Here is a 26,013-nt window from a genome sequence, read left to right on the forward strand (position 1 = left end):
GACGTCGTGACCTTCCAGGACCAACTTGCTACAATTCCCATCCCATGCAAGCAGGCGCTACAGCGCCGCTTCACCAGCTTGCTCAGTGACAATAGCGTTGTGGCACCACCCGTTCCCATCCCGAACACGGAAGTGAAACGCAACCGCGCCGATGGTAGTGTGCATCCGCATGCAAGAGTAGGTCATTGCTGAGCATTTATCCGAAGCCCCGGTCCAAAAGACCGGGGCTTCTTCTTTGCGTGGGAAAAACCGAGTGACTACCTCGCCAGACTTAATCACTTAAGCGATGGAGGTTAGTATGGGTTAATGCCGAAGCGCCGGACGCCAAGTGGCAGCATGATCCATCGAAGCAGGGAGTTGGCGTGAATCGGCCGGCAATCGCACTCCAGGCGTCGCCAATCGTTGCCCACGACTCGGCACCCTTAGCCTGTCACGGGCTTTGACCCTTGAGCAGATCGCATTGCTGGAATCGCCGGGTCTTCGACTGTCAGGTTTGCTCTAGGCGACCTGCAACGCCGCCTGCACGTACAGAACCACGACACAGGCGAAGGCGACGAACCACGCCAGGCTGCGCAGGCTGTGCTTCCAGCCAGCCACGTAAACGAGGCCATGCAGGATGCGGAATACGACGAACAGCACTGCCAGCAAGGCAATCCTGTCGGCCGCCACGCCGGCGAGTTGCGCCAGCACGATGCCTGCCGCGAATGGCGCGAAAGCCTCGTAGCCATTGAGCTGCGCCGCATTGGCGCGATGCACGCGCGGATTGGTCTGGCGCGCGGTCCAGCCCCGGGGGTCGCGGTTGTCGTAGCGTTCGCCGCTGGCCTTGGCGACTGACACCCAGAGGTAAGGTAGCAGTGCGGCGATCAGCACGCACCAGTAGGCGATGGCCAGGCTCATTGCGCTTTCTCCCCCGGGTAGACCGCCGCAGCCTACCCCACAACCGGCGAGGCGACGGGTCGCCTGGGATCGAGCCGCTACCGGGCGTCGCCCGTCCGCAACTTCTGCTGCGCCGACAGGAAGGCGTTGCCTTCGTACCATGCGGGCCACTGGTCGCTGCCGGCGAGCACACGCCCCGCGCCATACAGCGCTTCCAGATCCTGCATCACGCCATCGAGCTGCCATGACGGATCGTACTCGTCCGAAGGCTTGTGATAGCGATGATCGCGGTAGTCGATCTGTGCCTGACGACCAGCGGCGGTGCCGCCTGCGACCAGGTCGTCGCCGCCCTTGGCATACAGCGCGGGCACGCCCGCGCGGGCAAAGTTGAAGTGGTCGGAACGGAAGTAGAACCCATCCTCCGGCGTCGCCTCGGCATGCAGGGTCCGTCCCTGCTCACGCGCGATCGGCCGCAGGATGTCTTCCAATTGCGAGCTGCCGAACCCTACGACGGTCATGTCGCGGGCCTTGCCGATCACCGGCATGGCATCCAGGTTGATGACCGCCACGGTCTTCGCCAGCGGTACGACGGGGTGGGCCACGTAATAGCGCGAACCGAGCAGCCCGGATTCCTCAAGGGTCACCGACAGGAATACCAGCGAACGGTCCGGTCGTGGTTGCTGGTGGACGAACGCCTCGGCGATCTCGAGGATGCCCGCCACGCCCGTCGCGTTGTCGACCGCGCCGTTATAGATGGTGTCGTCGGTCCCCGCCGCGGGCACCGTGCCGCCATGCTCGTCGGCTTCGTGCGCGTGATTGCCCAGGTGATCCCAGTGCGCCATGTAGACGACGGCCTCGTCGGGCCGCTTGGCTCCGTCCAGTCGGGCGATCACATTGCGTGAGGACTTTTCGCTGATCCGGCTTTTCAGGTCGAGGGAGACCTTGGCATCGAGCGGAATCGCCCTGAAGCCGCGTTTGCCCGCCGCCGCATACAGCGCGTCGAGATCCTGGCCGAGGGATGCAAACAGCGAGCGCGCCGCCTCGCCGTTGAGCCAGCCCTGCACCTGCAGCCGCGGCGCCGGATCGTCGGCCGCGCGCAGGTCGAACTGCGCGCCGCTCCAAGAATTCTTCACCACTTCCCAACCGTAAGCCGCGCCTTCGGTGTCGTGGATGATCAATGCGGCCGCCGCGCCCTGCCGCGCGGCTTCCTCGAACTTGTAAGTCCAGCGCCCGTAATAGGTCATCCGCTTGCCCTCGAACAGGGACGGATCCTGCTGGTGGAAGCCGGGGTCGTTGACCAGCATCACCACCGTCTTGCCCTTGACGTCGACGCCGGCGTAGTCGTTCCAGTGCTGCTCGGGCGCATTGACGCCATATCCGACGAAGACAAGGTCGCTGCCATCCAGCTGCACCTGCGGCCGCGCCGTGCGCGTGCCCACGACCATGTCGGTGCCGAATTTCAGTTCGCGCGCCTTGCCGGCGACATCCAGCTTCATCACCACGTTCTCGTCCGCGCTGGTTTCCACCATCGGCACGGTCTGGAAATAGCTGTCGCCGTTGCCGGGCTTGAGGCCCAGGCGCCGGAACTGCGCCTCGATATAGGCGACGGACCTCTCCTCGCCCACGCTGCCCGGGCCGCGACCCGCGAATTCGTCCGAGGCCAGGGTGCGCACGTGCCGCGCGAAATCGTCCGCGGTAATGGCGGGGTTGAACGAGGCGCCCTGGTCGGCACGATCGGAGGTCGCGGCGCCGGTGTCCGTGGCAGGCGCCGGCGGCTTGCACGCGGCCACCAGCACCGCGCCCAGCAGGCAGGGAAGAAGGGGACGCTTCATGGGATCTCCGGACCCGGTCGAGATCCCATTCTAGGCACGGCCCGCCGAGGCTGGCCGTGCCGACATTGCCGGTATCGGGCGCTGCCGCGGGTGCCAGGCGGGACCGACCCGCATGGACACCCGCGCTCTTACTGTTCCGGCGGCTGCGGCGTGTCGAAGCGGATCGCCGTGGCGCCGGTGATCGCGCCGGTCCAGGCGCTGGAGTGGACGTAGAGCACGACTTCGCGCTCGAACCGCAGCGGTCCGTCGACCTGTGCATCCGGGCCGATGATCACGCGCGGGATGCGGGGCTTGCCCATGCTGAAGAACGGCTTGCTCTGCTTGCCGTAGTGCAGCCCACCGTGCACGTGCGAGCCCACGCCGACGGTGACATCGCCGTTGACGGTGTCGATGCCGCCGCTGACTTCGGTGCCGACCAGGCCGATCGCGCCGTTCACGGTTTCCACGGTGCCRCCGACCTTGCCGCCGCGGCCGACGAAGATGCCGCCGTTGACGGTGCTGACGCCGCCGGTGATGGTCACGTGTTCGTCGACCTGGATGCCGCCGTTGACGGTCTCCAAGTTACCGGTCTGGGTGCTCTCTCCGACTTCGATGCCGCCGTTCACGGTTTCGGCGCTGGCGACGCGCGCGTTGGCGCCGATGTGGATGCCGCCATTGACGGTGTCCAGCGAGCCATAACGCTCACCGTCTTCGACATGGATGCCGCCATTGACCTTGGACACGTCGCGATCGGCGGCGTGGGCGGAGACGACGGCGCAGGCGAGCACCAGGGCGAGGGCGAGGCGGGTGCGTTTCATGGCGGACTCCATTGGGATTGCGGGGTTGGATGCGGGCGCAGGGAAGCAGGTTTAACCGGCTCCGCTACAATTTGCCCCTGCCCGAAGTCACCGGAAGCCCCCGTGCCGCCGAATCCGCGTCCCAAGCCCGTCGTACTGCTCATCCTCGACGGCTGGGGCCACCGCGAAGACCCGGCCGACAACGCCCTCGCGCAGGCGACGCTGCCGAACTGGCACGCCCTGCTGGCTGGCAACCCGCATACGCTGATCCACACCGAGGGCCGCTTCGTCGGCCTGCCGGACGGGCAGATGGGCAACTCCGAAGTCGGGCACATGAATCTCGGCGCCGGTCGGATCGTCTATCAGGACCTCACCCGCATCGATGCAGCCATCGAGGACGGCAGCTTCTTCAGCAATGCCGAACTGCGCGCCGCCTGTGCCGCCGCGAAGGCGGGCAACGGCACGCTCCATCTCATGGGCCTGCTCTCCCCCGGTGGCGTGCACAGCCACGAGAACCACATCTTCGCGATGCTCGAACTGGCCCGGCGCGAAGGTGTGCCGCAGGTCGCCGTGCACGCCTTCCTCGATGGCCGCGACATGCCGCCGCGGTCGGCGCAGCCGAGCCTGGAGTTGCTCGAAGCTGCGTGCGCGCGGGCTGGCAACGCCCGCATCGCCACGGTCAGCGGCCGCTACTACGCGATGGATCGCGACAAGCGCTGGGACCGGCAACGGCGGGCATGGGATGCCATCGTCGAGGCCTCGGCGGAGCACGTCGCTGGCGATGCGCTCACTGCGCTGCGCGACGCCTACGCGCGCGGCGAGAACGATGAATTCGTCGCCCCGACCGTGATCGGCGCCGGCGCCACCGTGCGCGACGGCGATGCGATGGTGTTCATGAACTTCCGCGCCGACCGCGCCCGCCAGCTCACCGCGGCGTTCGTGTCGCCGGCGTTCGACGGTTTCGCGGCGCGCCGGCCCGCGCTGTCGCGGTTCGTCTGCCTCACCGAATACGACGCCAGGTTGCCCGCCCCGGTCGCCTTCGCGCCGGACGACCTGCGCAACACGCTGGGCGAAGTGCTGGCCGCCCACGGCATGAAGCAGCTGCGCATCGCCGAAACCGAGAAGTACGCACACGTGACCTTCTTCTTCAGCGGCGGCCGCGAGGATCCGTACGAGGGCGAGACGCGCGTGCTGGTGCCGAGCCCGAAGGTCGCGACCTACGACCTGCAGCCGGAAATGAGCTGCCCGGAAGTCACCGCCAGGCTCGTGGCGGCGATCCGCTCCGGCGATATCGACGTCGCCATCTGCAACATCGCCAACCCCGACATGGTCGGCCACAGCGGCATCCTCGCCGCGGCGATCCAGGCCGCCGAAGCGGTGGATATCGCCATCGGCGCGATAGCCGCGGCCGTGCACGAAGTCGGTGGCGCCTTGTTGCTGACTGCCGACCATGGCAACGTCGAGATGATGCGCGACCCGGAGACCGGCCAACCACACACCTCGCACACGGTGGGGCCGGTGCCGTTCGTGTACGCGGGACCGCGCATGGCGACGCTGCGCAGCGGCGGTGCGCTGCGCGATGTAGCGCCGACCATCCTCGACCTGCTGGATTTGCCCAGGCCCGCCGAGATGACCGGTGCGAGCCTGCTGATCGAGGACACTTTCGCCAGCGCGGCACAGGCCGAGAGCACGCTGGCCGGATGAGCGCACGCGTTCCCGCCATCGCCTTCGCTTTGCTGCTGGCGGCGCTCGCCGTGCCCGCCGTCGCGCAGGATGCACCGGTGAAGGGCGAGACCGAGCGCAAGCTGGAAACCGTCAAGCGCGAACTCAAGCAGGTTGCGGCCGAACGCCGCCAGATCGAAGGCCAGCGTGGTGACGTGAGCCGGCAGCTGCGCACCGCCGATGAAAAGGTCGGTCACTCCAACCGCGTGCTGCGCGAAACCGAAACCCGCCTGATGCGCGACCAGCAATCACTGGCCCAGTTGCAGCAGCAGCGCGCCGCGCTGCAGTCCACGCTGGGCTCGCGACGCGAGGATCTGGCGCGCCTGCTGCGTGCCACCTACGCGCAGGGCGAGGCCGCGCCGTTGCAGGCGCTGCTGTCACAGGACCGCGTCGCCGATGCCAGCCGGGTGTTGACCTATCAGCGCTACGTGCAGAGCGACCGGGCCCGCCGCATTGCCGAACTGGGTTCGCAACTGCAGGAAATCGACGCCCTTGAAGCGGCCATCGTCGCCCGCCAGGACGAACTCGACCGCACGCGCAAACAGCAACGCCAACAACTCGGCCAACTCGAACTGGACCGCAAATCGCGGGCCGCGCTGCTCGTGCAACTGGAGGAGAAGTACCAGGACCGGCGCGAACGCGAGCAGGCCCTGGGGCGCGACGCGAAGGGCCTCGAGCAACTGCTCGCCCAACTGCGCGCCGCCGCGGCGCGCGCCGAATCCGAGCGCCGCGCCGCGGCCGCGAAGGCCGCGCGCGACGCCAGGCGCAACGCCGGCAACACCAACCACGTCGCGCCGCGTCCGCCCGTGGTTGCGATGGCGCCGAAACTGCAGGTCGGCGGACTGGGATGGCCGTTGTCGGGATCGCTGCTGGCTGGCTTCGGCGGCACCATGCCCGATGGCCGCGGCAGCCAGGGACTGCTGATCGCCGCGAATGCGGGCGCTCCGATCAAGGCCGTCGCCGACGGCACCGTCGTGTACGCCGAATGGATGACGGGGTATGGCCTGTTGCTGATCATCGATCACGGCGGCGGCTACATGAGCCTGTACGCGCACAACGACGCCCTGCTCAAGGACGTGGGTGCGACGGTGAAGCGCGGCGATGCGGTGGCCACGGTGGGCAGTTCAGGCGGCCATGGCCGGCCGGCGCTCTATTTCGAGCTGCGTCGCAACGGCCAACCGGTCAATCCCAGCACCTGGCTGCGCTGAACCGGGCGCGAAGCGGCGCCGCCTACTTAATGATTCCTTTGCCGCGGACCGGCGCGTTGCGCCCATAATCGAAGCCGCCCGGCGAGTGAACCCGTTTCGCGCGCCGCGGTCCAACGCAATGTCGTTCCCCGGAGTCGCACCATGCACCTGCGCCTAGTTCCGCTCGCGCTCGCCCTGCTTGCCACGCCCGTTTTCGCGCAGGACCAGGATCCTGCTTCGATCGAAGCGCCCGATGCCGAGGCGACCAGTGCCTCCAAGGTGCCGCTGGCCGAGATCCGTCGCTACGTCGCGGTCTACAACGCGGTGAAGGAAGCCTACGTCGAGCCGGTCGACGACAAGACGCTGATGCAATCGGCGATCCGCGGGCTGCTGTTCGACCTCGATCCGCACAGTGTCTACATGGAACACGATGCGGCCGAGGAATTCGACGAGGCCTCGCGCGGTTCCTACAGCGGCGTCGGCGTGGAGCTGCAGCGTCAGCCCGATGGCACCCTGCGCGTGATCGCGCCGATCGACGACACGCCGGCCGCACGCGCCGGCATCAAGGCCGGCGACATCATCACCGCCATCGACGGCAAGCCCTTCAAGCCCGACGAAGGCGACACCTCGGGTCCGTTGCGTGGCGAACCCGGCAGCAAGGTCACGCTCACCCTGGTGCGCGAGGACAAGCCCAAGTCCTTCGACGTCACCCTCACGCGCGAGACGATCCGCATCGTCAGCGTGAAGAGCCGCATGCTCGAACCCGGTTACGGCTACCTGCGCATCGCCTCGTTCCAGGCCGATACCGCTGCCGATTTCGATCGCCAGCTCGACAAGCTGCGCGAGCAGGCGGGCGGCAAGCTGCGTGGCCTGGTCATCGACCTGCGCAGCAACCCTGGTGGACTGCTGACCTCCGCAGTACAGATCGCGGACAGCCTGCTGGAGAAGGGCAAGATCGTCAGTACGCGCGGCCGCGTGCCGATCAGCGACGCCGAATTCAGCGCGACCCCGGGTGACCGCAGCGGTGCCGCGCCGGCGGTGGTGCTGGTGGACGCGGGTTCGGCGAGCGCGTCGGAAGTGCTCGCCGGTGCGCTGCACGATAACAAGCGTGCCCGCATCGTCGGCAGCCGCACCTTCGGCAAGGGCTCGGTGCAGACCGTGTTGCCGCTGGATAACGGCGATTCCGTCAAGCTCACCACGGCGCGTTATTTCACCCCGAGTGGCAAGTCGATCCAGGCGCTGGGCATCGTGCCCGACGTGGAATTGCACCCGGCCAAGGACGCGCAGAACGGCGGCAAGCCCGACTACACCGAAGCCAGCCTGCGTGGCCACCTGCGTGGCGACGAGGACGACGCCCCCGGCACCAACGCCGGCGAGGTGCTGGAGGGCGACGGACCGATCACCGCGGCGCTGAACGAGTTGAAGAAGCCGCCGGTGGCGGCGAAGCCGGCGCCGCCGAAGGGTTGAAGCGCGGCGCGGTACGCAAGCGCGTTCGCGCGGTTTCCCCGCGCATGTTGCGGGGAAGGCTATCGCGGTCGCGTTGTCAGCGCGGCTTCACCGGCAGCGGGAACGGTGTGACCACCTTCTCGCCGGTGGCCGCGTCACGGATCGCGGACTGGCCTTTCTTCTCGACTTCCTCGATGCGGACGATGCACTGCATGGGCAGGTGCAGCACGCGCGTGTCGCCGAATTCGTCGCGCAGGCGTTCTTCGGTCGGGTCGATCACCACGCCGTCGTGCATGTCGAAGACGAGTTCGGATACTTCGGTAAAGCCCCACAAGGTGCCCGCGCCGACCTTGCGCGCATACAGCTCGTAGATCTTGCCGGCGTTGAGGAAGGTGATCTTGTAGAGCGTCTTGGCCATCGCTGCGCCTCGGGGAGTGCTCGCTTTAGATGAGGCCAGGCGGTGGCGTCTGCAAGGTGCCGCTCAGTACCCGCGCTTGCGCCGCATCCGCCGTGCGATGCCGGCCTTGGCGATCAGCGCGAACACGCCGCCGAACGCAAAGCCCGCCAGGTGCGCCGACCACGCCACCGCACCGAACGCCGGGCCGATGAAGGTGAACACCAACTGCAGCAGCGCCCATACCCCGATCAGCAGCGCCGCCGGCACCTTCACGAATTGCAGGAACAGTCCCAGCGGCACCACCACGCCCAGCTTGGCGCCGGGGAACAAGGCCAGGTAGGCGCCGATCAGGGCCGACACCGCGCCGCTGGCACCGATGATCAGGCGGTCCGGCGTGCCGATGGCCACGGCCGCGGCGAGGTTGGCGACGGCGCCGCCGAGCAGGAACAACGCCAGCAGGCGCCACGGCCCCATCGCGCGCTCCGCCGACAACCCGAAGATCAGCAGGAACACCAGGTTGCCGAGCAGGTGGGCCCAGTCCGCATGTAGGAACAGCGCGGTGAACAGACGCAGCATGCGGCCATCGCGCAGCGACGCCATCCATTCCGAAGGCGCCGCCAACCCGCCCGACAACGCGCCCCAGTCCAGCATCAGCCGTTGCTGCTGGGGGTCGGGCAGGACAGTGAAGGCGAGGAAACAGGCCCACAGCAGCACGAACAACAACGGCACCGCCCAGCGTCGCGGCGCCTTCTGCCGGGAGGGCAGCGAAACGAACACGCTCATGCCCGGGTGGGGGCTCCGGAACCCCTTTGCAGCCGGTTTCGGATACCACCTTGGATTGTTAGCATCCGGTTAATGCCCACGCTATAGTGCATACGGTGTCGTACGTCGGGAGGGGTCTCGGCGCGTGACGGCAACGGCCTGGCCGGCGCCGCGCAGACGACCAAGAAGAAGACTTAAAACACGAAGTCCATCGGAGAGAGTACACACATGAATCATGTAAATCGCACCACTTTCAGCGCGTTGGCGCTTGGCATTGCCGGCGTGCTGGCGATGGGCCAGGCCCAGGCGAGCGGCTTCCAGCTGCGCGAGACCAGCGTCAAGAACCTCGGCCGTGGCCAGGCCGGCGTGGCCACCGCCCGCGACGACGCCTCGGTGGTCAGCAACAACCCGGCGGCGATGGTGAACCTGGACAAGAACACCGTGCAGGCCGACGTGACCGTCATCGACGTGTCTTTCGGCTTCGACGGCGGCGGCACCTCCGGTGCCGGTACCCCGCTCACGGGCGGTGATGGCGGCGACCCGGGCGAGCCGGCGACCGTGCCGAACCTGGCCGCGGTGTTCCCGATGCACGGTGCGCTGGAAGGCCTGACCTTCGGCGCCAGCATCGGTGCGCCGTTCGGCCTGAAGACCGAATACGACCGTGACTGGGTTGGCCGCTACAACGCCGTCAAGTCGGACCTCAAGACGGTCGACTTCACCCTGTCGGCCGCGCTCAAGGTGCACGACCGCTTCTCGGTCGGCCTCGGCTTCATCTACGAACGCGCCGACGTGACCCTGTCGAACGCGGTCGACTTCGGCACCATCATGGCCGGCACCGGTCTTCCGCCGGCAGCGGGCGGCGTGCCGCAGGGCTTCGACGGTTTTGCCGAAGTGTCCGGCGACGACAACGGCTTCGGCTGGGTGGCCGGCATGCAATGGCAGCCCACCGACCAGCTGTCGATCGGCTACTCGCACCGTTCGGAAATCGACACCGAGCTCGAAGGCGACGTCGAGTTCACCACGCCGGCGCAGTTCCAGGCCGCGCAGTCCGTCTACCGCGCCACGGCGGCCGCGTACGCGCGCCTGCCGGCCACCGATCCGCGCCGCGCGCTGATCCCGCAGCTGCTGGTCCTGGGCAATGGCTTCGTCAACAGCAAGATCAGCGCCCCGCTGACGACCCCGAGCCTGGACACCATCAGCGTCCAGTACGATTTCAGCGACAGCATCCGCGTGATGGCCGATGCGCAGTTCACCGACTGGAGCTCGCTGCGCAGCATCAACATCGACTACGTCAATCCGTTCCAGCCGAACACGGTCGAGGACTTCTCCTGGAAGGACACCGAGATGTACGCGCTCGGCGCCGAATGGGACCTCAGTGACGCCTTCACCCTGCGCGGCGGCGTGACCATGGACGAAACCCCGACCCACATCGAGACGCGCACCCCGCGCCTGCCCGACAACGATCGCATGCTGTATTCGATCGGCTTCACCTGGCACGTGTCGGATGCCTTCAGCGTGGATGCGGCGTACCAGCGCATCGAGATCGACACTTCGGACATCGATATCCGCTCGTCGAGCAACTCGCACCTGGTCGGCTCGTTCGACGGCTACGCGAACCTGTTCGGCGTTTCGGCGCAGTACCAGTTCTAAGCGCGCCGCGTTCTCCGGCACCACGCGACAAGAAAAAGCCCCGCTTCGGCGGGGCTTTTTTGTTGCCGGCGGGGCAGCTGGATCAGTCGCCGAGCGTCAGCAGCGAGGCGTTCCCACCGGCCGCCGTGGTGTTGATGGTGATGGTCTTCTCGGTGGTGAAGCGCGGCAGGTAATGCGGGCCACCGGCCTTGGGGCCGGTGCCGGACAGGTTCTGCCCGCCGAACGGCTGCACGCCGACCACGGCACCGATCTGGTTGCGATTGACGTAGCAGTTGCCGACCTTGATGCGCGAGGCGATCTTCTCGACGGTCTCGTCGATGCGCGAATGGATGCCGAGCGTCAGGCCATAACCGGTGGCGTTGATCGCATCGATCACGGCATCGAGCTGGTCCGACTTCCAGCGCACCACGTGCAATACCGGGCCGAAGATCTCCTTGTGCAGCACGTCGATCGAGTTGATCGCGTACGCGCGCGGCGCGAAGAAGCTGCCATGCGCGGCGTCGTCATCGAGCGCGACTTCACCGATCTTCTTCGCTTCGGTGTCCATGCGCGCGGCATGGTCCTTGAGCATTTTCAAGGCGTCCTCGTCGATCACCGGGCCGACGTCGGTCGACAGCAGGCCGGGATTGCCGATCTTCAGCTCGTTCATCGCGCCGGCCAGCATCGTGCTGACCTTGTCGGCGATGTCTTCCTGCACGAACAGCACGCGCGCGGCGGAGCAGCGCTGGCCGGCGGAGGTGAAGGCGGAGGAGATCGCGTCCTTCACCACCTGTTCCGGCAGCGACGACGAATCGGCGATCAGCGCGTTCTGGCCACCGGTCTCGGCGATCAGCACACCAATCGCGGCGTCGCGTGCGGCCAGTGCGCGATTGATCGCGCGGGCGGTGTCGGTCGAGCCGGTGAAGGCGACGCCGGCCACGCGCGGGTCGCGGGTCAGTGCCGCGCCGACGGTGGCGCCGTCGCCGGGCAGGAACTGCACGACCGCTTCGGGCACGCCGGCTTCGTGCAGCAGCTTCACCGCGTAGTAGCCGATCAGGTTGGTCTGCTCGGCCGGCTTGGCGAGCACGCTGTTGCCGGCGGCCAGCGCGGCGGACACCTGGCCGAGGAAGATCGCCAGCGGGAAGTTCCACGGCGAGATGCACACGAACACGCCACGGCCCGACAGCTGCAGGGTATTGGATTCGCCGGTCGGGCCGGGCAGCGCCTCGGGCTTGAACAGCGCGCGCGCCTGCGCCGCGTAGTAGCGCAGGAAGTCGACCGCTTCGCGCACCTCGGCGACGCCGTCGGGAATGGTCTTGCCGGCTTCCTTGGTGCACAGCGCGATGTACTGCGGCATGCGCTGCTCGAGCAGGTTGGCGGCGTGCTCGAGGATCGCGGCGCGCGAGGCGGCCGGCGTGGTGTTCCACGCCTCGTGCGCGGCCACCGCGTTCTTCAGCGCCAGCTCGACGGTCGCGCTGTCGGCGGCCTGCCACTGGCCGACGGTCTCGCGGCGGTCGGCGGGGTTGGTGACGGCGATGTTCGGGCCGACGACCGATGCGCCCGGCACCAGCGGCGAGGCGCGCCAGTTGTCCTTGGCGGCGGCATTGACCTGCTCGGCGAGCGTGCGCAGCTGGTCGTCGTTGGCGAGGTTCACGCCCATGGAATTGCTCCTGTCAATGCCGTAGCTGCGGTACACATCGACCGGCTGCGGGATGCGCGGGTGCGCGATGGATTCGAATGCGGACACGGTGGCGACCGGATCGTGGATGAGGTCATCGATGGCGATGTCCTCGTCGGTGATGCGGTTGACGAAGCTGGAATTGGCGCCGTTCTCGAGCAGGCGGCGCACCAGGTACGGCAGCAGGTCCTCGTGCGAGCCCACCGGCGCGTACACGCGGCAGGGCACGTCGAGGCGATCGGCGGGAATGACCTCGGCGTAGAGGTCGTCGCCCATGCCGTGCAGCTTCTGGAACTCGAAGCGATTCGCGCGGCCCATCGCCTTGGCGCGCTGGTGGATCGTGGCGATCGTCTGCGCGTTGTGGGTGGCGAACATCGGGTAGATCGCATCCGTCGCTTCCAGCATCCTGCGCGCGTTGGCGAGGTAGGAGACGTCGGTGTTCGGCTTGCGCGTGAACACCGGATAGCCAAGCTGGCCGTCGACCTGCGCACGTTTCACTTCGCTGTCCCAGTACGCGCCCTTGACCAGGCGCACCGGAATGCGGCGACCGTGCCTGCGTGCGAGGTCGGCAATGAAGTCGATCACTTGCGGTGCACGCTTCTGGTAGGCCTGGATGGCGAGACCGTAACCTTCCCAGTCCGCGAGCGATTCGTCCGCGTAGACCGCGGCGATCACGTCGAGGGAGAGTTCGAGGCGGTCGGCTTCCTCGGCATCGATGGTGAAGCCGATGCCGTAGGACTTGGCCAGCTGCGCCAGTTCCAGCACGCGCGGGTTGAGTTCCTTGAAGACGCGTTCGCGCTTGGCGTGCTCGTAGCGCGGATGCAGCGCGGACAGCTTCACCGAGATCGACGGCACGCCGAAGACTTCGCGGCCCTTGTAGTTACCGCTCTTGCCGATGGCATGGATCGCGTCGCGATAGGCCTGCAGGTAGCGCAGTGCGTCCTTGGTGGTCAGCGCGCCCTCGCCGAGCATGTCGAACGAATAGCGGTAGTTGGCGTTGTCGCCCTTGAGCGAACGCGCCAGCGCTTCGCCGATGGTGCGGCCCATGACGAACTGGTGGCCCATGATCTTCATCGCCTGGCGCACGGCGAGGCGGATGACGGGTTCGCCGACGCGGCCGAGCAGGCGCTTGAAGGCGCCGTGCACGTCGCGCTTGGTTTCGTCGGCAAGGTCGACCAGGTGGCCGGTCAGCATCAGGCCCCAGGTCGAGGCGTTGACCAGCACCGAGTCGGACTGGCCCATGTGCTTCTTCCAGTCCGCGTCGCCGAGCTTGTCGCGGATCAGCTTGTCGGCGGTGTCCTGGTCGGGGATGCGCAGCAGCGCCTCGGCCACGCACATCAGCAGTACGCCTTCCTCGCTGCCGAGGTCGTACTGGCGCATGAAGGCCTCGATCGCGCCCTGGTCCTGGGCCCGCGCGCGGACGCGGCGGACCAGATCGGCGGCGGTCGCCTGCGCGGCGATCCGGTCGGCGTCGGGCAGGCGGGCCAGTTCGAGCAGATGGCGGACGTGGGCGGCCTCGTCGCGCACCCAGCCGGCGGTGATCGCGGCACGCGGGCCGGGCGGCGGGGCGGGGAGTTCGGGGCGGATCATGGCGTCCTGTACGGGCGAATCGGCGCCCGCCGGGACAGCGGCGGTGGAGGATGGGTTCATCGGGTCCGCGGCAGCGGTGGGGAGCCCCATAGTTTAGGGCTTGCGCACCGGCGCGCGCTGGGCCTGGTCAGCAAACATCGTCATGTGAACAGGTTGGTTTTGTGCCGGATTTGCCGTTTTTCCCGCGCATTGCCATGCATCGCGGCGGCCGCGGCGGTTGCCCCGCAGCGGTCCGGCCGCTACCATTTCGCAGTTATTCCGTAGCGTCCGCGAAGCCGCCGCCCACGTTTGGGCAGGCCTCCGGCGTGATGGGTTCCGGCCCGAGCCGATCCGACGATCCCGGTCCGAACCCGCCAGCCACCTTGTTCCGCGCGGCTCCCCGCCGGAGCCGGCGCTGCTTCGCCAGCCGAAGCAGGGCCGATCAGGCAGCCCGCGGAGCGACACATGAATCAACTGATCTTTTCGGGGCTCGAACTGATGAAAGCCGGTCGTAGCAAGCTTGGGACCGTGGGGAAGTGGGCAATGGGCGCCGCCGCGATGGCCGCACCGCTGCTCGCCTTCGCACAGGCCGCCAGCGACAAATGGTCCAACGCGCCACACCGTTGGCAGCTCAACATGGGCGAGGGTGCCAGTCCGCTGGCGCACAACGCCTATGAGGCGCACATGCTGTCGCTGTGGATCTGCGTGGCGATCGGCATCCTGGTGTTCGGTGCCATGTTCGTCGCCATGTTCAAGTTCCGCCATTCCAAGGGCGCGGTGCCGGACAAGGACTTCACCCACAGCACCAAGCTGGAAATCATCTGGACGGTGATCCCGATCGTGCTGCTGGTGCTGATGGCGTTCCCGGCCACCAGCAAGCTGATCAACATGTACGACACCCGCGAATCGCAGATGACCATCAAGGTCACCGGCTTCCAGTGGATGTGGAAGTACGAGTACCTCGGCGAAGGCGTCAGCTTCACCAGCCGCCTCGACCGCAAGAGCGACGAGATCCGCCAGAGCAAGGTGGATGCGCGTACCGCCAATCATCCGAACTACCTGCTCGACGTCGACAACGCCCTGGTGCTGCCGGCCGGGACCAAGGTCCGCTTCGTGATCACCGCCGACGACGTCATCCACGCCTGGTGGGTGCCGGCGCTGGGCTGGAAGCAGGACGCCATCCCGGGCATCGTCAACGAAGCCTGGGCCGAAGTAGCCGAGCCGGGCGTGTACCGCGGCCAGTGCGCCGAGCTGTGCGGCAAGGACCACGGCTTCATGCCGATCGTCGTGCGCGTGCTGCCGAAGGCCGAATACACCGCGTGGCTGGCCGAACAGAAGGCGAAGAACGCTCCCGCGGCGGCTCCCGCCCCGGCTGCGCCGGCGCCGGCTGAGCCCGCTCCCGCCGAAGCCGCACCTGCCGAAGCTGCTCCTGCCGAAGCTGCGCCCGCCACCGACGCCCCCGCCGCTGCCGCGGTTGCCGGCTGATCCGAACGAGTTACCGAGGCACGACCATGTCGACGCATTACGAAGCCGCGCACCCCCAAGTGCACCACGATGACCACGCCCACGATCACAAGCAGGGCTTCATCGAGCGCTGGTTCTTCTCGACCAACCATAAAGACATTGGCACGCTGTACCTGATCTTCAGCTTCGTCATGTTCCTCATCGGCGCGGCGATGTCGGTGGTGATCCGTGCCGAGCTGATGAAGCCGGGCCTGCAGTTCGTCAATCCCGAGTTCTTCAACCAGATGACCACCATGCATGCGCTGGTGATGATCTTCGGTGGGGTGATGCCGGCCTTCGTCGGCCTGGCCAACTGGATGGTGCCGCTGCAGATCGGCGCGCCGGACATGGCGCTGCCGCGCATGAACAACTGGTCGTTCTGGATCCTGCCGTTCGCCTTCTCCCTGCTGCTGATGACGCTGCTCCTGCCGGGTGGCGCGCCCGCCGGTGGCTGGACGCTGTATCCGCCGCTGTCGTTGCAGGGCAACAACGTGTCCTTCGCGATCTTCGCCATCCACATGATGGGCATCAGCTCGATCATGGGCGCGATCAACATCATCGCCACCATCCTCAACATGCGCGCCCCGGGCGTGGACCTGCTGAAGATGCCGATCTTCTGCTGGACCTGGCTGATCACGGCGTTCCTGCTGATCGCGGTGATGCCGGTGCTCGCCGGCGCGGTGACGATGCTGCTGACCGACAAATACGCCGGCACTTCGTTCTTCAATGCCGCCGGTGGCGGTGACCCGGTGATGTTCCAGCACATCTTCTGGTTCTTCGGACACCCCGAGGTCTACATCATGATCCTGCCCGCCTTCGGCGTGGCTTCCGAGATCATCCCGACCTTCAGCCGCAAGCCGCTGTTCGGCTACCAGGCCATGGTGTACGCCACCGCGTCGATTGCCTTCCTCTCGTTCATCGTGTGGGCGCACCACATGTTCACCGTCGGCATGCCGCTCGGTGGCGAGATCTACTTCATGTTCGCGACGATGCTGATCGCGGTGCCGACCGGCGTGAAGGTGTTCAACTGGGTCACCACGATGTGGCGCGGCTCGATCTCGTTCGAATCGCCGATGCTGTGGGCGATCGCCTTCGTGATCCTGTTCACCATCGGCGGCTTCTCCGGCCTGATGCTCGCCATCGTGCCGGCGGACTTCCAGTACCACGACACCTACTTCGTCGTCGCCCACTTCCATTACGTGCTGGTGACCGGCGCGCTGTTCGGCATCATCGCCGGCGTGTACTACTGGTGGCCGAAGTGGACCGGCCGCATGGTCAACGAGACGATGGCCAAGGTCCATTTCTGGTGGACGATGGTGTTCGTCAACCTGCTGTTCTTCCCGCAGCACTTCCTCGGCCTGGCCGGCATGCCGCGCCGCATCCCGGACTACAACGTCGTGTTCGCGGACTGGAACATGGTCAGCTCGATCGGTGCGTTCGGCATGTTCCTGACGCCGTTCATGATGGCCTTCATCCTGTGGCGCTCGAAGGTTGCCGGCGTCAAGGCTGAAGCCCGCGCCTGGCCGTCGGCCCGTGGCCTGGAGTGGACCGTCGCCAGCCCGGCGCCGCACCACACCTTCACCGTGCCGCCGGTGATCCGCGACGGCGACCTCGCCCACGGCGACATCACGCACTAAGCGGAGCCGAAGCACTGCCATGACCGCGCCGCAACTCTCCCAGAACGACATCGACGTGCGCCGCAAGCGCGCGCGTCGCATGGCGCTGTGGATCGCGGTGATCGCGGTCGTGGTGTACGCGGGCTTCATCGCCCTGGTGGGGCTGTCGAAGTGAACGCAGGCCCGGACAACGCCGCGCATGCGCGCAAGCCGACCAGCGGCATCACCCGGATGGTGCTGGTCGCGATCGCGGCTTTCGCTTTCAGTTTCAGCCTGATTCCGCTGTACCGCATCGCCTGCGAGAAGGTGCTGGGCATCCGCCTGGAGCGCACGGCCGCTACGGGCGTGGCCAACGCGAAGCGGGCGAACGCGCGCATCGTCACCGTGCAGTTCGACGGTGGCGTGAATTCCAAGCTGCCGTGGCAGTTCGCGCCCAACCAGCTGACCATGACGGTGCATCCGGGCGAGCAGTACCGGGCGACTTACAAGGCCACCAACACCAGCACGCGGGCCATCGTCGGCAGCGCGGTGCCTTCGGTGGCGCCGGCGCGCGCGTCGGGCTATTTCGCCAAGACCGAGTGCTTCTGCTTCACCGCACAGACGCTGCAGGCCGGCGAAACGCGCGACATGCCCGTGCGCTTCATCGTCGATCCGAACCTGCCATCCGATGTAACGACGATCACGCTGTCCTACACCTTCTTCAAGAACGACACGTTGACCGCGAAGCTGGCCGGTACCGCCGCCGGTTCGCGCGCAGCGCCCTGACTTTCGCAACAGTACCCAACGGAACACCGCCATGGCCCAGCCACACGCGACGGACACCCACCACTACTTCGTGCCGCACAGCAGCCGCTGGCCGTTCATCGCCTCGATCGCGCTGTTCACCGCCATGGTCGGCCTGGCCAGCTGGTTCAATGAACTCAGCTTCGGCAAGCCGACGTTCTTCTTCGGCCTCGCCATGGTCGCCGCGGTGTTGTTCTGCTGGTTCCGCGACGTGATCCACGAGTCGATCAAGGGCAGCTACAACAAGCAGGTCGACACCTCGTTCCGCATGGGCATGGTGTGGTTCATCTTCTCCGAGGTGATGTTCTTCGCCGCGTTCTTCGGTGCGCTGTTCTACGCGCGCCAGTACGCGTTGCCGTGGCTCTCGGGCGAAGGCGACGGCGTGATGACCAATGCGCTGCTTTGGAACGGTTACACCGCCGGCTGGCCGACCAATGGTCCGGGTGGCGTGGGTGGTTCGTTCGAGACCGTGCCGGCTTGGGGCCTGCCGCTGCTCAACACCCTGATCCTGCTGTCCTCGGGCGTGACCGTGACCATCGCGCACCACGCGCTGAAGGCCGGCCACCGCGGCACGCTGCTGCTGTTTCTCGGTGCGACCGTGGTGCTGGGTGCGATGTTCCTGTACTTCCAGGGCACCGAATACATCGAGGCCTACAAGCACTTCAACCTGACCCTGGGCTCGGGCATCTACGGCTCGACGTTCTTCATGCTAACCGGCTTCCACGGCGCGCACGTCACGCTCGGCACGATCATGCTGGCGATCATCTGGTTCCGTTGCGCCAAGGGCCACTTCAGCAAGGAACACCATTTCGCCTTCGAGGCGGTGGCCTGGTACTGGCACTTCGTCGACGTGGTGTGGCTGGGCCTGTTCCTGTTCGTCTACGTGCTGTAAGGCGACACAAGAAGGCCCGGGCTGAGGCTGAAGAGCCGCGGTCCCGGGCCTTTTGCTTTTTTGGCGGAAGTAGTGCGCCGGCCGCGACGACGCGACGGCAAACGACGCGGGATTACGGTTTGCGGCCGATGTCGTGGAATTCGATCCAGCCCATCTTGGCGGCGATGACGACGCCGATGATCAGCGCGATGGACAGGGCGATGCGGCGGGTCAGCGCGTTCACCGTGCGCTTGCCCTCGCCCTTGTCGACCAGCATGTAATAGAGGCCGGCACCGAGGTTCCAGAGAATGAGGATCAGGACGGCGATGATCAGCAGGGTCTTCACGACGGTGCTCCGGCGCGATGCATGCGCGCCCACGGCCGCATTATCGCAGCCGCTGGGGAATCGCGCGTGAGCCGCCGGCGCAACCTCGTGGTCGGATGGATGCTGGCGCTGCTGGCGATCGCGCTGTTCGTGCGCCTCGGGCTGTGGCAGGCGCAGCGTGCGGTCGAGAAGCAGGCCATGCTCGACGCGGTGGCGCAGGTGCTGGCGCGACGCGAACCGGTGCCGCTGGCGCGGGCGGCAAGCGCGGAGCGCCGCCACGACTATGACTGGACGGTGGGCACGGGCCGCTTCGACAACCGCGGTCCGCTCTGGCTCGACAACCAGCAGCGCGACGGCCGCAGCGGCGTGCATGCGTACCGCGTGTTCCTGGCCGATGGAGCGTCACCGCTGCTGGTCGACCTGGGCTGGTTGCCGCTGCCGGGCAACCGCGCCATGCCGGCAATCACGGTGCCGTCGGGTCGCATCGATGTCCGCGGCCTGCTGGTGCCGCCGCCGTCGTCCGGACTGGCGCTGGGCAGCGGCATTGCCCGGCAAGGCGAGGGTTGGGTGTTGACCCGCATCGATACCGGCGTGGTGTCGCGCACCCTGAAGCTGCCGGCGCCGCTGGCGCCACGCGTGCTGCGCCTGGATCCGGCGCTGCCATGGGGCTACACGCGCGACCTGCAGCTGCTCGCCAACACCCTGCCGCCGGAACGCCACCGCGGCTATTCCGTGCAGTGGTTCGCACTGGCCATCGCCGTGCTGGCTACGGCGCTCATCCTGACCTTCCGCAAGGCCCGCAATGAACAATCCTGATCCTTCCACCGCGACGCCGGACCGCAACCTCCGCAACCGCAACCGGACGATGCTGCTGGCGATCTTCGCGTTGTTCTTCGGCAGCCTGATCTTCGCTGGCGTGCTGCGTTTTTCAGGCTGGCGCCCGGCCGGGATGAAGAACAAGGGCGAACTGCTGCAGCCGCCCGCCGACCTGCGCGCGGTCAAGCCGGTACTGCTCGATGGCGGCACCTATGCATGGAATCCGATCGACCGCACGTGGCGCATCGCGATCGCGCCGCCGGCCGACTGCGGCATCGAATGCACGAAGACGGTGCGTGACGTCCAGGTCGTGTGGGAACTGCTCGGCGGTGAAGCCACGCGTGTCGATGTGCTGTGGTTGTGCGCCTCGACGCCGTGCGCCTTGCCCGCAGGCGCGCCGGCGCTCGCGAACCTGCACCTGCTGCAACCGTCCCCCGGCCTGCGCGCGCAATTGCCGCGCGTCGATGCGGTGGCCTTCAAGGGCGGCCGTGGCGTGCCGGTGTACGTGATCGACCCGAACGGTTTCGTGATTCTGCGCTACGCTGCCGGTTCCGATCCGGGCGACCTGCGCTCCGACCTGGCCAAGCTGCTGAAGCTGAAGTAAGGCAAGACCGCGCATGAGTGCACCGACCAAACTCCGGACCGCCGTCCATAAGCCTGCCGTTTACAGGCATTTCCACCGCCTGGCCTGGCTCGCCGTTGCGCTCGCGCTCGGCGTGATCGTGTTCGGCGCGTTCGTGCGGCTGTCGAACGCGGGCCTGAGCTGCCCCGACTGGCCGACCTGCTATGGCCGCGCGACCTGGCCGGCCGTCGCACAGGACGTGAGCGGACACGCCGCCAGCGCGATCCGTCCGTTCGAAACCCACAAGGCATGGCGCGAACAGGTGCACCGCATGATCGCGGGTCTGCTTGGCGTGCTGGTACTGACGCTGGCGCTGCTCGCGGCACGCCGCCGCGCGCGCGGCGTCTGGCAGGTGGCCTTCGCGGCGGTGCTGGTGACGGTCGCAGTGGCGCTCTACATCCAGGGCCAGCATGCGTCGGCATCACTGCTGGCGATCGCGGGCGAGGCAATACTGCTGGTCGCGGCGTGGCGCTGGAGCAACACCGACCTGAGCCGAGTCGCGGTGCTTACGCTGGCGGTGATCATCTTCCAGGCCCTGCTGGGCATGTGGACGGTGACATGGCTGCTCAAGCCCATCGTGGTCATGGGCCATCTGCTGGGCGGCCTGACCACGTTCTCGCTGCTGGCCTGGATGGCGTGGCGCGCGACCGGCCAGCCGATCCAGCTCGCCGAAGCCGTGGCGATGCGGCGCTGGGTGATCCTCGGCCTGGTGCTGCTGGCGTTGCAGATCGCGCTCGGCGGCTGGACCAGCGCCAATTACGCCGCGCTCGCCTGCGGCAACGACTTCCCGCAGTGCGTGGGCCAGTGGTGGCCGGCGCACGACTTCCGCGAGGGCTTCGTGCTCTGGCGCGGCATCGGCGTGGACTACGAAGGCGGCATCCTCGATGGCCAGTCACGCATCGCGATCCAGCTTGCGCACCGGACGATGGCGCTGGTCGTGCTCGTTTACCTGCTGTGGCTGGCGCTGAAACTGCTGCGCACGCCGGGCATGCGCGGCTGGGGCGGGCTGCTGGCGACGCTGGCGCTGGCGCAGGTCGCGCTCGGCATCGCCAACGTCAAGCTCGGCCTGCCGCTGAAGGTGGCCGTCATGCACAACGCGGGCGCCGCACTGCTGCTGTTCGTGCTGGTGTCGCTGCTCGCGCGCCTGCGCGCGCCGGAGCATTGAACGCATGAGCGGCACGCTGCGACAGTACTTTGATCTGACCAAGCCGCGCGTCGTCGCGCTGATCGTGTTCACCGCGCTGGTGGGCATGCTTCTGGCCATCGACGGCCTGCCGACGCTGGAGGAAGCCCGGCGCGGCCTGCTCGGCTTCCTCGGCATCTGGCTGGCGGCGTCCAGCGCGGCGGCGATCAACCAACTGCTCGATGCGCGCATCGACGCGAAGATGGCGCGCACCTCCTGGCGTCCGATCGTCGCGGGCCAGATCACCCCGCGCCAGGCCCTGGCGTTCGCGCTGATCCTGGGGGCGTTGTCGATGCTGGTGCTGGTGCTGTGGGTCAACCTCGTGACCGCCCTGCTCACCTTTGCCTCACTGATCGGTTATGCGGTGATCTACACCGTGTTCCTCAAGCGCGCCACGCCGCAGAACATCGTGATCGGCGGCATCGCCGGCGCGGCGCCGCCGCTGCTGGGCTGGGCTTCGATCACCGGCATGCGCGGCGAATGGGACTGGCCGCACGCCTTGCTGCTGGTGCTGATCATCTTCGTATGGACGCCACCGCATTTCTGGGCGCTGGCGATCTTCCGCCGCGAGGACTACCGCAAGGCGATGGTGCCGATGCTGCCGGTGACGCACGGGGTCGAATACACGCGCTGGCAGATCCTGTTCTACACCGTGCTGCTCGTCGTGGTGACGGTGCTGCCGTTCGCCGCCGGCATGAGCGGCTGGTTCTATCTCGGCGGGGCGCTGGTGCTGGGCGCGATGTTCATCTGGCACGCATGGAAGCTGATGGACCCGCCCGACGAGCTGTATGCGATGAAGGTGTTCAGCTATTCCATCGTCTACCTGATGGCCCTGTTCGCCTTCCTGCTCGTAGACCACTGGCTGCTGCCATGGCTGCAGCCGGTAGCGCCGTTCGAACTGCAGCGGGTCGGCTGACGCCGGGCCGCGCTCCACCACCCAGGGGAAAAATTCAACATGCCATCCATTCGCGTCCTCGCGCTGTCGCTCCTGTGCCTGCTGCCGCTCGGCGCCGCGCAGGCAGCCGACAAGGGCAACGCCATCGTGTCGGCCGCGCACATGCTCGACGTGCGCAGCGGCCGCATGCTCGACAACGTCGTCGTCGTGGTCGAGGACGGCCGCATCAAGCAGGTCGCGCATGGCCCGGGCGCCGCCATCATCGGCCTGGACATGCCGCGCTACGACCTCGGCGACATGACCCTGCTGCCGGGCCTGATCGACATGCACGTGCACCTCGACAGCGACCCCAGCTACGGCGGCTACACCGGCCTGCAGTACGGCGACCGGTTCTGGTCGGTGCTGACCGTGCCGCATGCGCAGAAGACGCTGTTCGCCGGCTTCACCACCGTGCGCAACGTCGGCGCCAGCGACTGGAACGACGTCGGCCTGCGCCAGGCCATCGAAGAGGGCAAGGTGGTCGGCCCGCGCGTGGTGACAGCCACCTACGCCATCGGTGCCACCGGCGGGCATTGCGATTCGACCTTCTTCCCGCCGTCGATGGACGAAAAAGGCGCCTACAACATCGACAGCCCCGAGGAGGCGCGCAAGGTCGTGCGCACGCTGCACAAGTACGGCGCGCAGGTGATCAAGATCTGCGCCACCGGCGGCGTGTTCTCGCACGGCGACGAACCGGGCGCGCAGCAGCTCACGCTGGAGGAGATGGAGGCGGTCGTCGACGAGGCGCACATGGCCGACATGAAGGTGGCCGCGCACGCGCACGGCGCCGCCGGCATCAAGGCCGCGATCCGCGCCGGCGTCGACACCATCGAGCACGCCAGCCTGATCGACGACGAAGGCATCAAGCTGGCGAAGCAGCGCGGCGCCTGGCTGTCGATGGACATCTACAACACCGAGTACACGCAGTCCGAAGGCAAGAAGAACGGCGTGCTCGAGGACAACCTGCGCAAGGATCGCGAGATCGCCGACGTGCAGCGCGAGAACTTCCGCAAGGCGCACGCCGCCGGCGCGAAGATGATCTTCGGCAGCGACGCCGGCGTCTATCCGCATGGCGACAACGCCAGGCAGTTCCGCTGGATGGTGAAGTACGGGATGACGCCGGCCGAAGCGATCCAGGCGGCCACGGTGAACGCGGCCGAAGCGCTGGGACGCAACGATCGCGGCGTGATCGAAGCCGGTCGCTTCGCCGACCTGATCGCCGTGCCGGGCGACCCGACCGCGGACGTGACGCTGCTGGAGTCGGTGCCGTTCGTGATGAAGGGCGGCGACGTGGTGAAGGACGCGCGCAAGTAACGCGGCGTCGGCCGCCTTGCCTCAGGCAGGGAAGGTCAGTGTCGTCGTCGTCCCGCTGCCGTGGTCCGAGGCGATGCTCAGGCGCCAGCCCAGGTGTTCGCACAGGCGCGAGATCAGGTCCATGCCGATGCCGTCGCTGCGCTCGCCGCCGCCACGGGCGATGCGGGCGTAGATCGCGCTGATCTCCTCCGGCGTCATGCCGTGGCCGGGATCGTCGATCACCACGGTCGCAGGCGCCTGCAGCCGCACCGTGATCTCGCCGCGGTCGCTGTGCTCGATCGCGTTGCGCAGCAGGTTGCCGATCGCCGCCTGCACGATCGGCAGTGGCGCCAGCACCTCGTGCGTGGGCGCGGGGACGAACGCGATGTCCAGGGCCTTGTCGCGGGTGAGATGGCGATGGTCCTCGATGATTTCCGGCAGCAGCCGGTCGAGCGCGACGCGATCGCTGGACTGCGACAGGCGCGCGGGATCCTTCGCCAGCACCAGCAGCAGTGAGATCAATTCCTCGACATCGCGCGCGGTGCGGCGGATGCGGGCGAGCTGGTGGCGCGCGCTCGCCGGCAGATCGTGCGGCTGCAGCGCCAGTTCGGCAGCGCCGGAAATCACCGCTATAGGAGTTCGCAGCTCGTGGCTGGCGGTATCGATGAACGCCCGTTCGCGCTCGACGAAGCGATGGTTGCGCTGCAGGTAGTCGTTGAGCGCATCGGCGATGACGCGCAGTTCGGAGCTGGCGGAGTCGGGCACCTCGACGCGCTGCGCGGGCAGGCCCGGGCGCAGGTGGCTGATCTGTTCGGCCATCCGGCTGATCGGGCGCACCATCCGGCTGGTCGCCCAGGCCACGAGCAGGCCCAGCACTACGATCAGGAGCAACGAGGCGCCTACCACGCCCACCGCGGTGTGCGCTTCGCGCCGCTCGAAGTCCGTGATGTCGAGCGCGAGGATCAGCGCGCGGCCATCGACTTCGCGCACGAGCACCACATAGGTGTCGGTGCCGATGATGACTCCGTCGTGCAGGCCCGGTCCGATGCCGCGCAGCGAAGGCGGTAGCGCCGCCGTGTCGCGGCTGTCGTAGAGCGCCATGTTGTTGGTATTGGTCCAGCGATAGCCGGGGTCGTCGTGCATGCGCTCGACGGTGTGGTCGAGTTCGGACGAGAGCATCGTGCGCCAGACCAGGCGCTCGGCGCGCTCGTGCACGAGGTTGCCCTGGGCAATGACCACGACCGACAGCAGCACGACGTAGCCGAGCAGGGCCAGCAGGATGCGGCGGCGCAGGCTGTTGCGCCGGGGGGCGGCGGCTGCGGCGTCAGCACTCATCGTCGGCGGTGTCCGCTGTGTCGGACGCTTCAAGGACCGCGAGCCGGTAGCCCATGCGCGGCAGGGTGTGGATCAGTTTGGTCGCGAAGGGACCATCGACGGCGCGCCGCAACTCGTACACGTGCGAGCGCAGCATGTCGCCGTCGGGCGGACTGTCGCCCCACAACCCGCGCTCGAGGCGTTCGCGTGGCACGGCCGCCGGACTCGCCTGCATCAGCATTTCGAGCAGCTTGCGGCCCGCGGGGTACAGGTGCAGCGAGCGTCCACCGCGGGTGGCTTCCAGGGTGGTGAGGTCGAGCCTGAGGTCGGCGACCTGGAGGGCGCGACGGCCGGGGCCGCCACGCGCGCGCGCGGCCAGCGCCTCGATCCGCACTTCCAGCTCGGGCAGGTCGAATGGCTTGGTGAGGTAGTCGTCGGCGCCGCCACGGAAGCTGCTGACCTTGTCGTCGAGTTCAACGCGCGCGGTGAGCATCAGCACCGGCACCTGCCGGCCCGCATCGCGCAGGCGCGTGAGCAGTTCGCGGCCGTCCATGCGCGGCAGCACCCAGTCGAGGATGATCGCGTCGTAGTCCTGGGACAGCGCGAGATGCAGGCCGGTGGGACCGTCGGGCGCGGCATCGAGCGTGTAGCCGCGACCTTCGAAGTACTCGAACAGGTTCGCCACCAGGTTCCGGTTGTCCTCCACGACCAGTACGCGCATGCGTCGCTCTTCCCTCGTATGGCGGGCGCGGATTCGCGCCGGGCACTTTGCGAGCGTATGAACGCCAGCGAAGCGTGGCGACGATAGCACCGCGCGCGCGGCGCCAATGCGGGTGCCAATGCGGGCTGAATGCCGGGAACGTGAACGCGAGCACGGCG

22 protein-coding genes, 1 rRNA gene and 1 pseudogene are annotated in these 26,013 nt (G+C 67.5%); 15 read left to right on the forward strand and 9 right to left on the reverse strand.

From position 1 onward, the window contains the following. Nucleotides 1–81: 81 nt before the first annotated feature. Nucleotides 82–194 (forward strand): 5S ribosomal RNA (gene rrf / locus ACXJJ9_RS07600). Between the two features lie 304 nt (nt 195–498). On the opposite strand, the gene ACXJJ9_RS07605 is transcribed toward rrf, so the two are convergent. The 3 genes from ACXJJ9_RS07605 to ACXJJ9_RS07615 all read right to left on the reverse strand — a co-directional run bounded on the left by ACXJJ9_RS07605 (nt 499) and on the right by ACXJJ9_RS07615 (nt 3,505). Further along, nucleotides 499–897, reverse strand: coding sequence for an MAPEG family protein (locus ACXJJ9_RS07605; RefSeq protein ID WP_457096609.1), 399 nt, complete (start codon nt 895–897; stop codon nt 499–501). 77 nt (nt 898–974) lie between these two features. Continuing rightward, nucleotides 975–2,708, reverse strand: coding sequence for a M28 family metallopeptidase (locus tag ACXJJ9_RS07610; RefSeq protein ID WP_457096610.1), 1,734 nt, complete (start codon nt 2,706–2,708; stop codon nt 975–977). A 128-nt stretch (nt 2,709–2,836) separates the two neighbouring features. Further along, nucleotides 2,837–3,505, reverse strand: coding sequence for a hypothetical protein (locus tag ACXJJ9_RS07615; RefSeq protein WP_457096611.1), 669 nt, complete (start codon nt 3,503–3,505; stop codon nt 2,837–2,839). A gap of 102 nt (nt 3,506–3,607) precedes the next feature. Here ACXJJ9_RS07615 and gpmI point away from each other — a divergent pair, with 102 nt between their 5' ends. The 3 genes and pseudogenes from gpmI to ACXJJ9_RS07630 all read left to right on the forward strand — a co-directional run. After that, a complete protein-coding gene (gene gpmI / locus ACXJJ9_RS07620; protein ID WP_457096612.1) occupies nt 3,608–5,188 on the forward strand; it encodes a 2,3-bisphosphoglycerate-independent phosphoglycerate mutase in 1,581 nt (526 codons plus the stop codon). Next, nucleotides 5,185–6,414, forward strand: a complete 1,230-nt coding sequence (locus ACXJJ9_RS07625; protein WP_457096613.1) for a murein hydrolase activator EnvC family protein — start codon at nt 5,185–5,187, stop codon at nt 6,412–6,414. Before gpmI ends, ACXJJ9_RS07625 begins: the two co-directional genes overlap by 4 nt. Before the next feature lie 141 nt (nt 6,415–6,555). Further along, nucleotides 6,556–7,839 (forward strand): annotated as a pseudogene (locus ACXJJ9_RS07630) (S41 family peptidase); the annotation flags it as partial. A 97-nt stretch (nt 7,840–7,936) separates the two neighbouring features. Here ACXJJ9_RS07630 and ACXJJ9_RS07635 read toward each other — a convergent pair. Next, a complete protein-coding gene (locus ACXJJ9_RS07635) occupies nt 7,937–8,257 on the reverse strand; it encodes a DUF1820 family protein (protein ID WP_457096614.1) in 321 nt (106 codons plus the stop codon). Nucleotides 8,258–8,320: 63 nt separating this feature from the next. Continuing rightward, nucleotides 8,321–9,013 (reverse strand): rhomboid family intramembrane serine protease, encoded by a 693-nt coding sequence (locus tag ACXJJ9_RS07640; protein WP_457096934.1) that lies wholly within the window; start codon nt 9,011–9,013, stop codon nt 8,321–8,323. Nucleotides 9,014–9,226: 213 nt separating this feature from the next. On the opposite strand from ACXJJ9_RS07640, the gene ACXJJ9_RS07645 reads away from it, so the two are divergent. Further along, a complete protein-coding gene (locus ACXJJ9_RS07645) occupies nt 9,227–10,648 on the forward strand; it encodes an OmpP1/FadL family transporter (protein WP_457096615.1) in 1,422 nt (473 codons plus the stop codon). Between the two features lie 82 nt (nt 10,649–10,730). On the opposite strand, the gene putA is transcribed toward ACXJJ9_RS07645, so the two are convergent. Continuing rightward, entirely contained in the window at nt 10,731–13,895 is a 3,165-nt protein-coding gene (gene putA / locus ACXJJ9_RS07650) for a bifunctional proline dehydrogenase/L-glutamate gamma-semialdehyde dehydrogenase PutA (protein WP_457096935.1), read from the reverse strand. A gap of 477 nt (nt 13,896–14,372) precedes the next feature. Here putA and coxB point away from each other — a divergent pair, with 477 nt between their 5' ends. The 5 genes from coxB to ACXJJ9_RS07675 are packed head-to-tail and all read left to right on the forward strand — an operon-like array spanning nt 14,373 to nt 18,668. Continuing rightward, nucleotides 14,373–15,359, forward strand: a complete 987-nt coding sequence (gene coxB, locus ACXJJ9_RS07655) for a cytochrome c oxidase subunit II (protein WP_457096936.1) — start codon at nt 14,373–14,375, stop codon at nt 15,357–15,359. A 26-nt stretch (nt 15,360–15,385) separates the two neighbouring features. Beyond that, nucleotides 15,386–17,014, forward strand: coding sequence for a cytochrome c oxidase subunit I (ctaD, locus tag ACXJJ9_RS07660; protein ID WP_457096616.1), 1,629 nt, complete (start codon nt 15,386–15,388; stop codon nt 17,012–17,014). Between the two features lie 19 nt (nt 17,015–17,033). Next, nucleotides 17,034–17,168 (forward strand): hypothetical protein, encoded by a 135-nt coding sequence (locus ACXJJ9_RS07665; protein ID WP_457096617.1) that lies wholly within the window; start codon nt 17,034–17,036, stop codon nt 17,166–17,168. After that, nucleotides 17,165–17,758, forward strand: a complete 594-nt coding sequence (locus tag ACXJJ9_RS07670) for a cytochrome c oxidase assembly protein (protein WP_457096618.1) — start codon at nt 17,165–17,167, stop codon at nt 17,756–17,758. The genes ACXJJ9_RS07665 and ACXJJ9_RS07670 overlap by 4 nt, the downstream gene beginning before the upstream one ends. A gap of 31 nt (nt 17,759–17,789) precedes the next feature. Beyond that, nucleotides 17,790–18,668: a cytochrome c oxidase subunit 3 gene (locus ACXJJ9_RS07675; RefSeq protein ID WP_457096619.1), complete on the forward strand. Its 879-nt coding sequence runs from the start codon at nt 17,790–17,792 to the stop codon at nt 18,666–18,668. A 112-nt stretch (nt 18,669–18,780) separates the two neighbouring features. On the opposite strand, the gene ACXJJ9_RS07680 is transcribed toward ACXJJ9_RS07675, so the two are convergent. Further along, on the reverse strand, nt 18,781–18,993 hold the full coding sequence (locus ACXJJ9_RS07680) for a twin transmembrane helix small protein (protein WP_457096620.1): 213 nt from the start codon (nt 18,991–18,993) through the stop codon (nt 18,781–18,783). A 21-nt stretch (nt 18,994–19,014) separates the two neighbouring features. On the opposite strand from ACXJJ9_RS07680, the gene ACXJJ9_RS07685 reads away from it, so the two are divergent. The 5 genes from ACXJJ9_RS07685 to ACXJJ9_RS07705 are packed head-to-tail and all read left to right on the forward strand — an operon-like array spanning nt 19,015 to nt 23,841. After that, the gene (locus tag ACXJJ9_RS07685; protein ID WP_457096621.1) at nt 19,015–19,788 is read left to right on the forward strand and encodes an SURF1 family protein; all 774 of its coding nucleotides are present in this window, start codon (nt 19,015–19,017) and stop codon (nt 19,786–19,788) included. Next, nucleotides 19,775–20,392 carry a hypothetical protein gene (locus tag ACXJJ9_RS07690; RefSeq protein ID WP_457096622.1) on the forward strand — a complete coding sequence of 206 codons (618 nt, stop codon included), beginning with the start codon at nt 19,775–19,777 and terminating at the stop codon, nt 20,390–20,392. Before ACXJJ9_RS07685 ends, ACXJJ9_RS07690 begins: the two co-directional genes overlap by 14 nt. Before the next feature lie 13 nt (nt 20,393–20,405). Beyond that, entirely contained in the window at nt 20,406–21,575 is a 1,170-nt protein-coding gene (locus tag ACXJJ9_RS07695) for a COX15/CtaA family protein (protein ID WP_457096623.1), read from the forward strand. A gap of 4 nt (nt 21,576–21,579) precedes the next feature. Then, on the forward strand, nt 21,580–22,509 hold the full coding sequence (gene cyoE / locus ACXJJ9_RS07700) for a heme o synthase (RefSeq protein ID WP_457096624.1): 930 nt from the start codon (nt 21,580–21,582) through the stop codon (nt 22,507–22,509). Nucleotides 22,510–22,548: 39 nt separating this feature from the next. Then, a complete protein-coding gene (locus ACXJJ9_RS07705; protein WP_457096625.1) occupies nt 22,549–23,841 on the forward strand; it encodes a Xaa-Pro dipeptidase in 1,293 nt (430 codons plus the stop codon). A gap of 21 nt (nt 23,842–23,862) precedes the next feature. Here the strand turns inward: ACXJJ9_RS07705 and ACXJJ9_RS07710 are convergent, their stop codons facing one another. After that, nucleotides 23,863–25,155, reverse strand: coding sequence for a sensor histidine kinase (locus tag ACXJJ9_RS07710; RefSeq protein WP_457096626.1), 1,293 nt, complete (start codon nt 25,153–25,155; stop codon nt 23,863–23,865). Next, entirely contained in the window at nt 25,145–25,855 is a 711-nt protein-coding gene (locus tag ACXJJ9_RS07715) for a response regulator transcription factor (protein ID WP_457096627.1), read from the reverse strand. The genes ACXJJ9_RS07710 and ACXJJ9_RS07715 overlap by 11 nt, the downstream gene beginning before the upstream one ends. Nucleotides 25,856–26,013: the final 158 nt, after the last annotated feature.

It is taken from the genome of Lysobacter sp. P5_B9 (genome assembly GCF_054049835.1).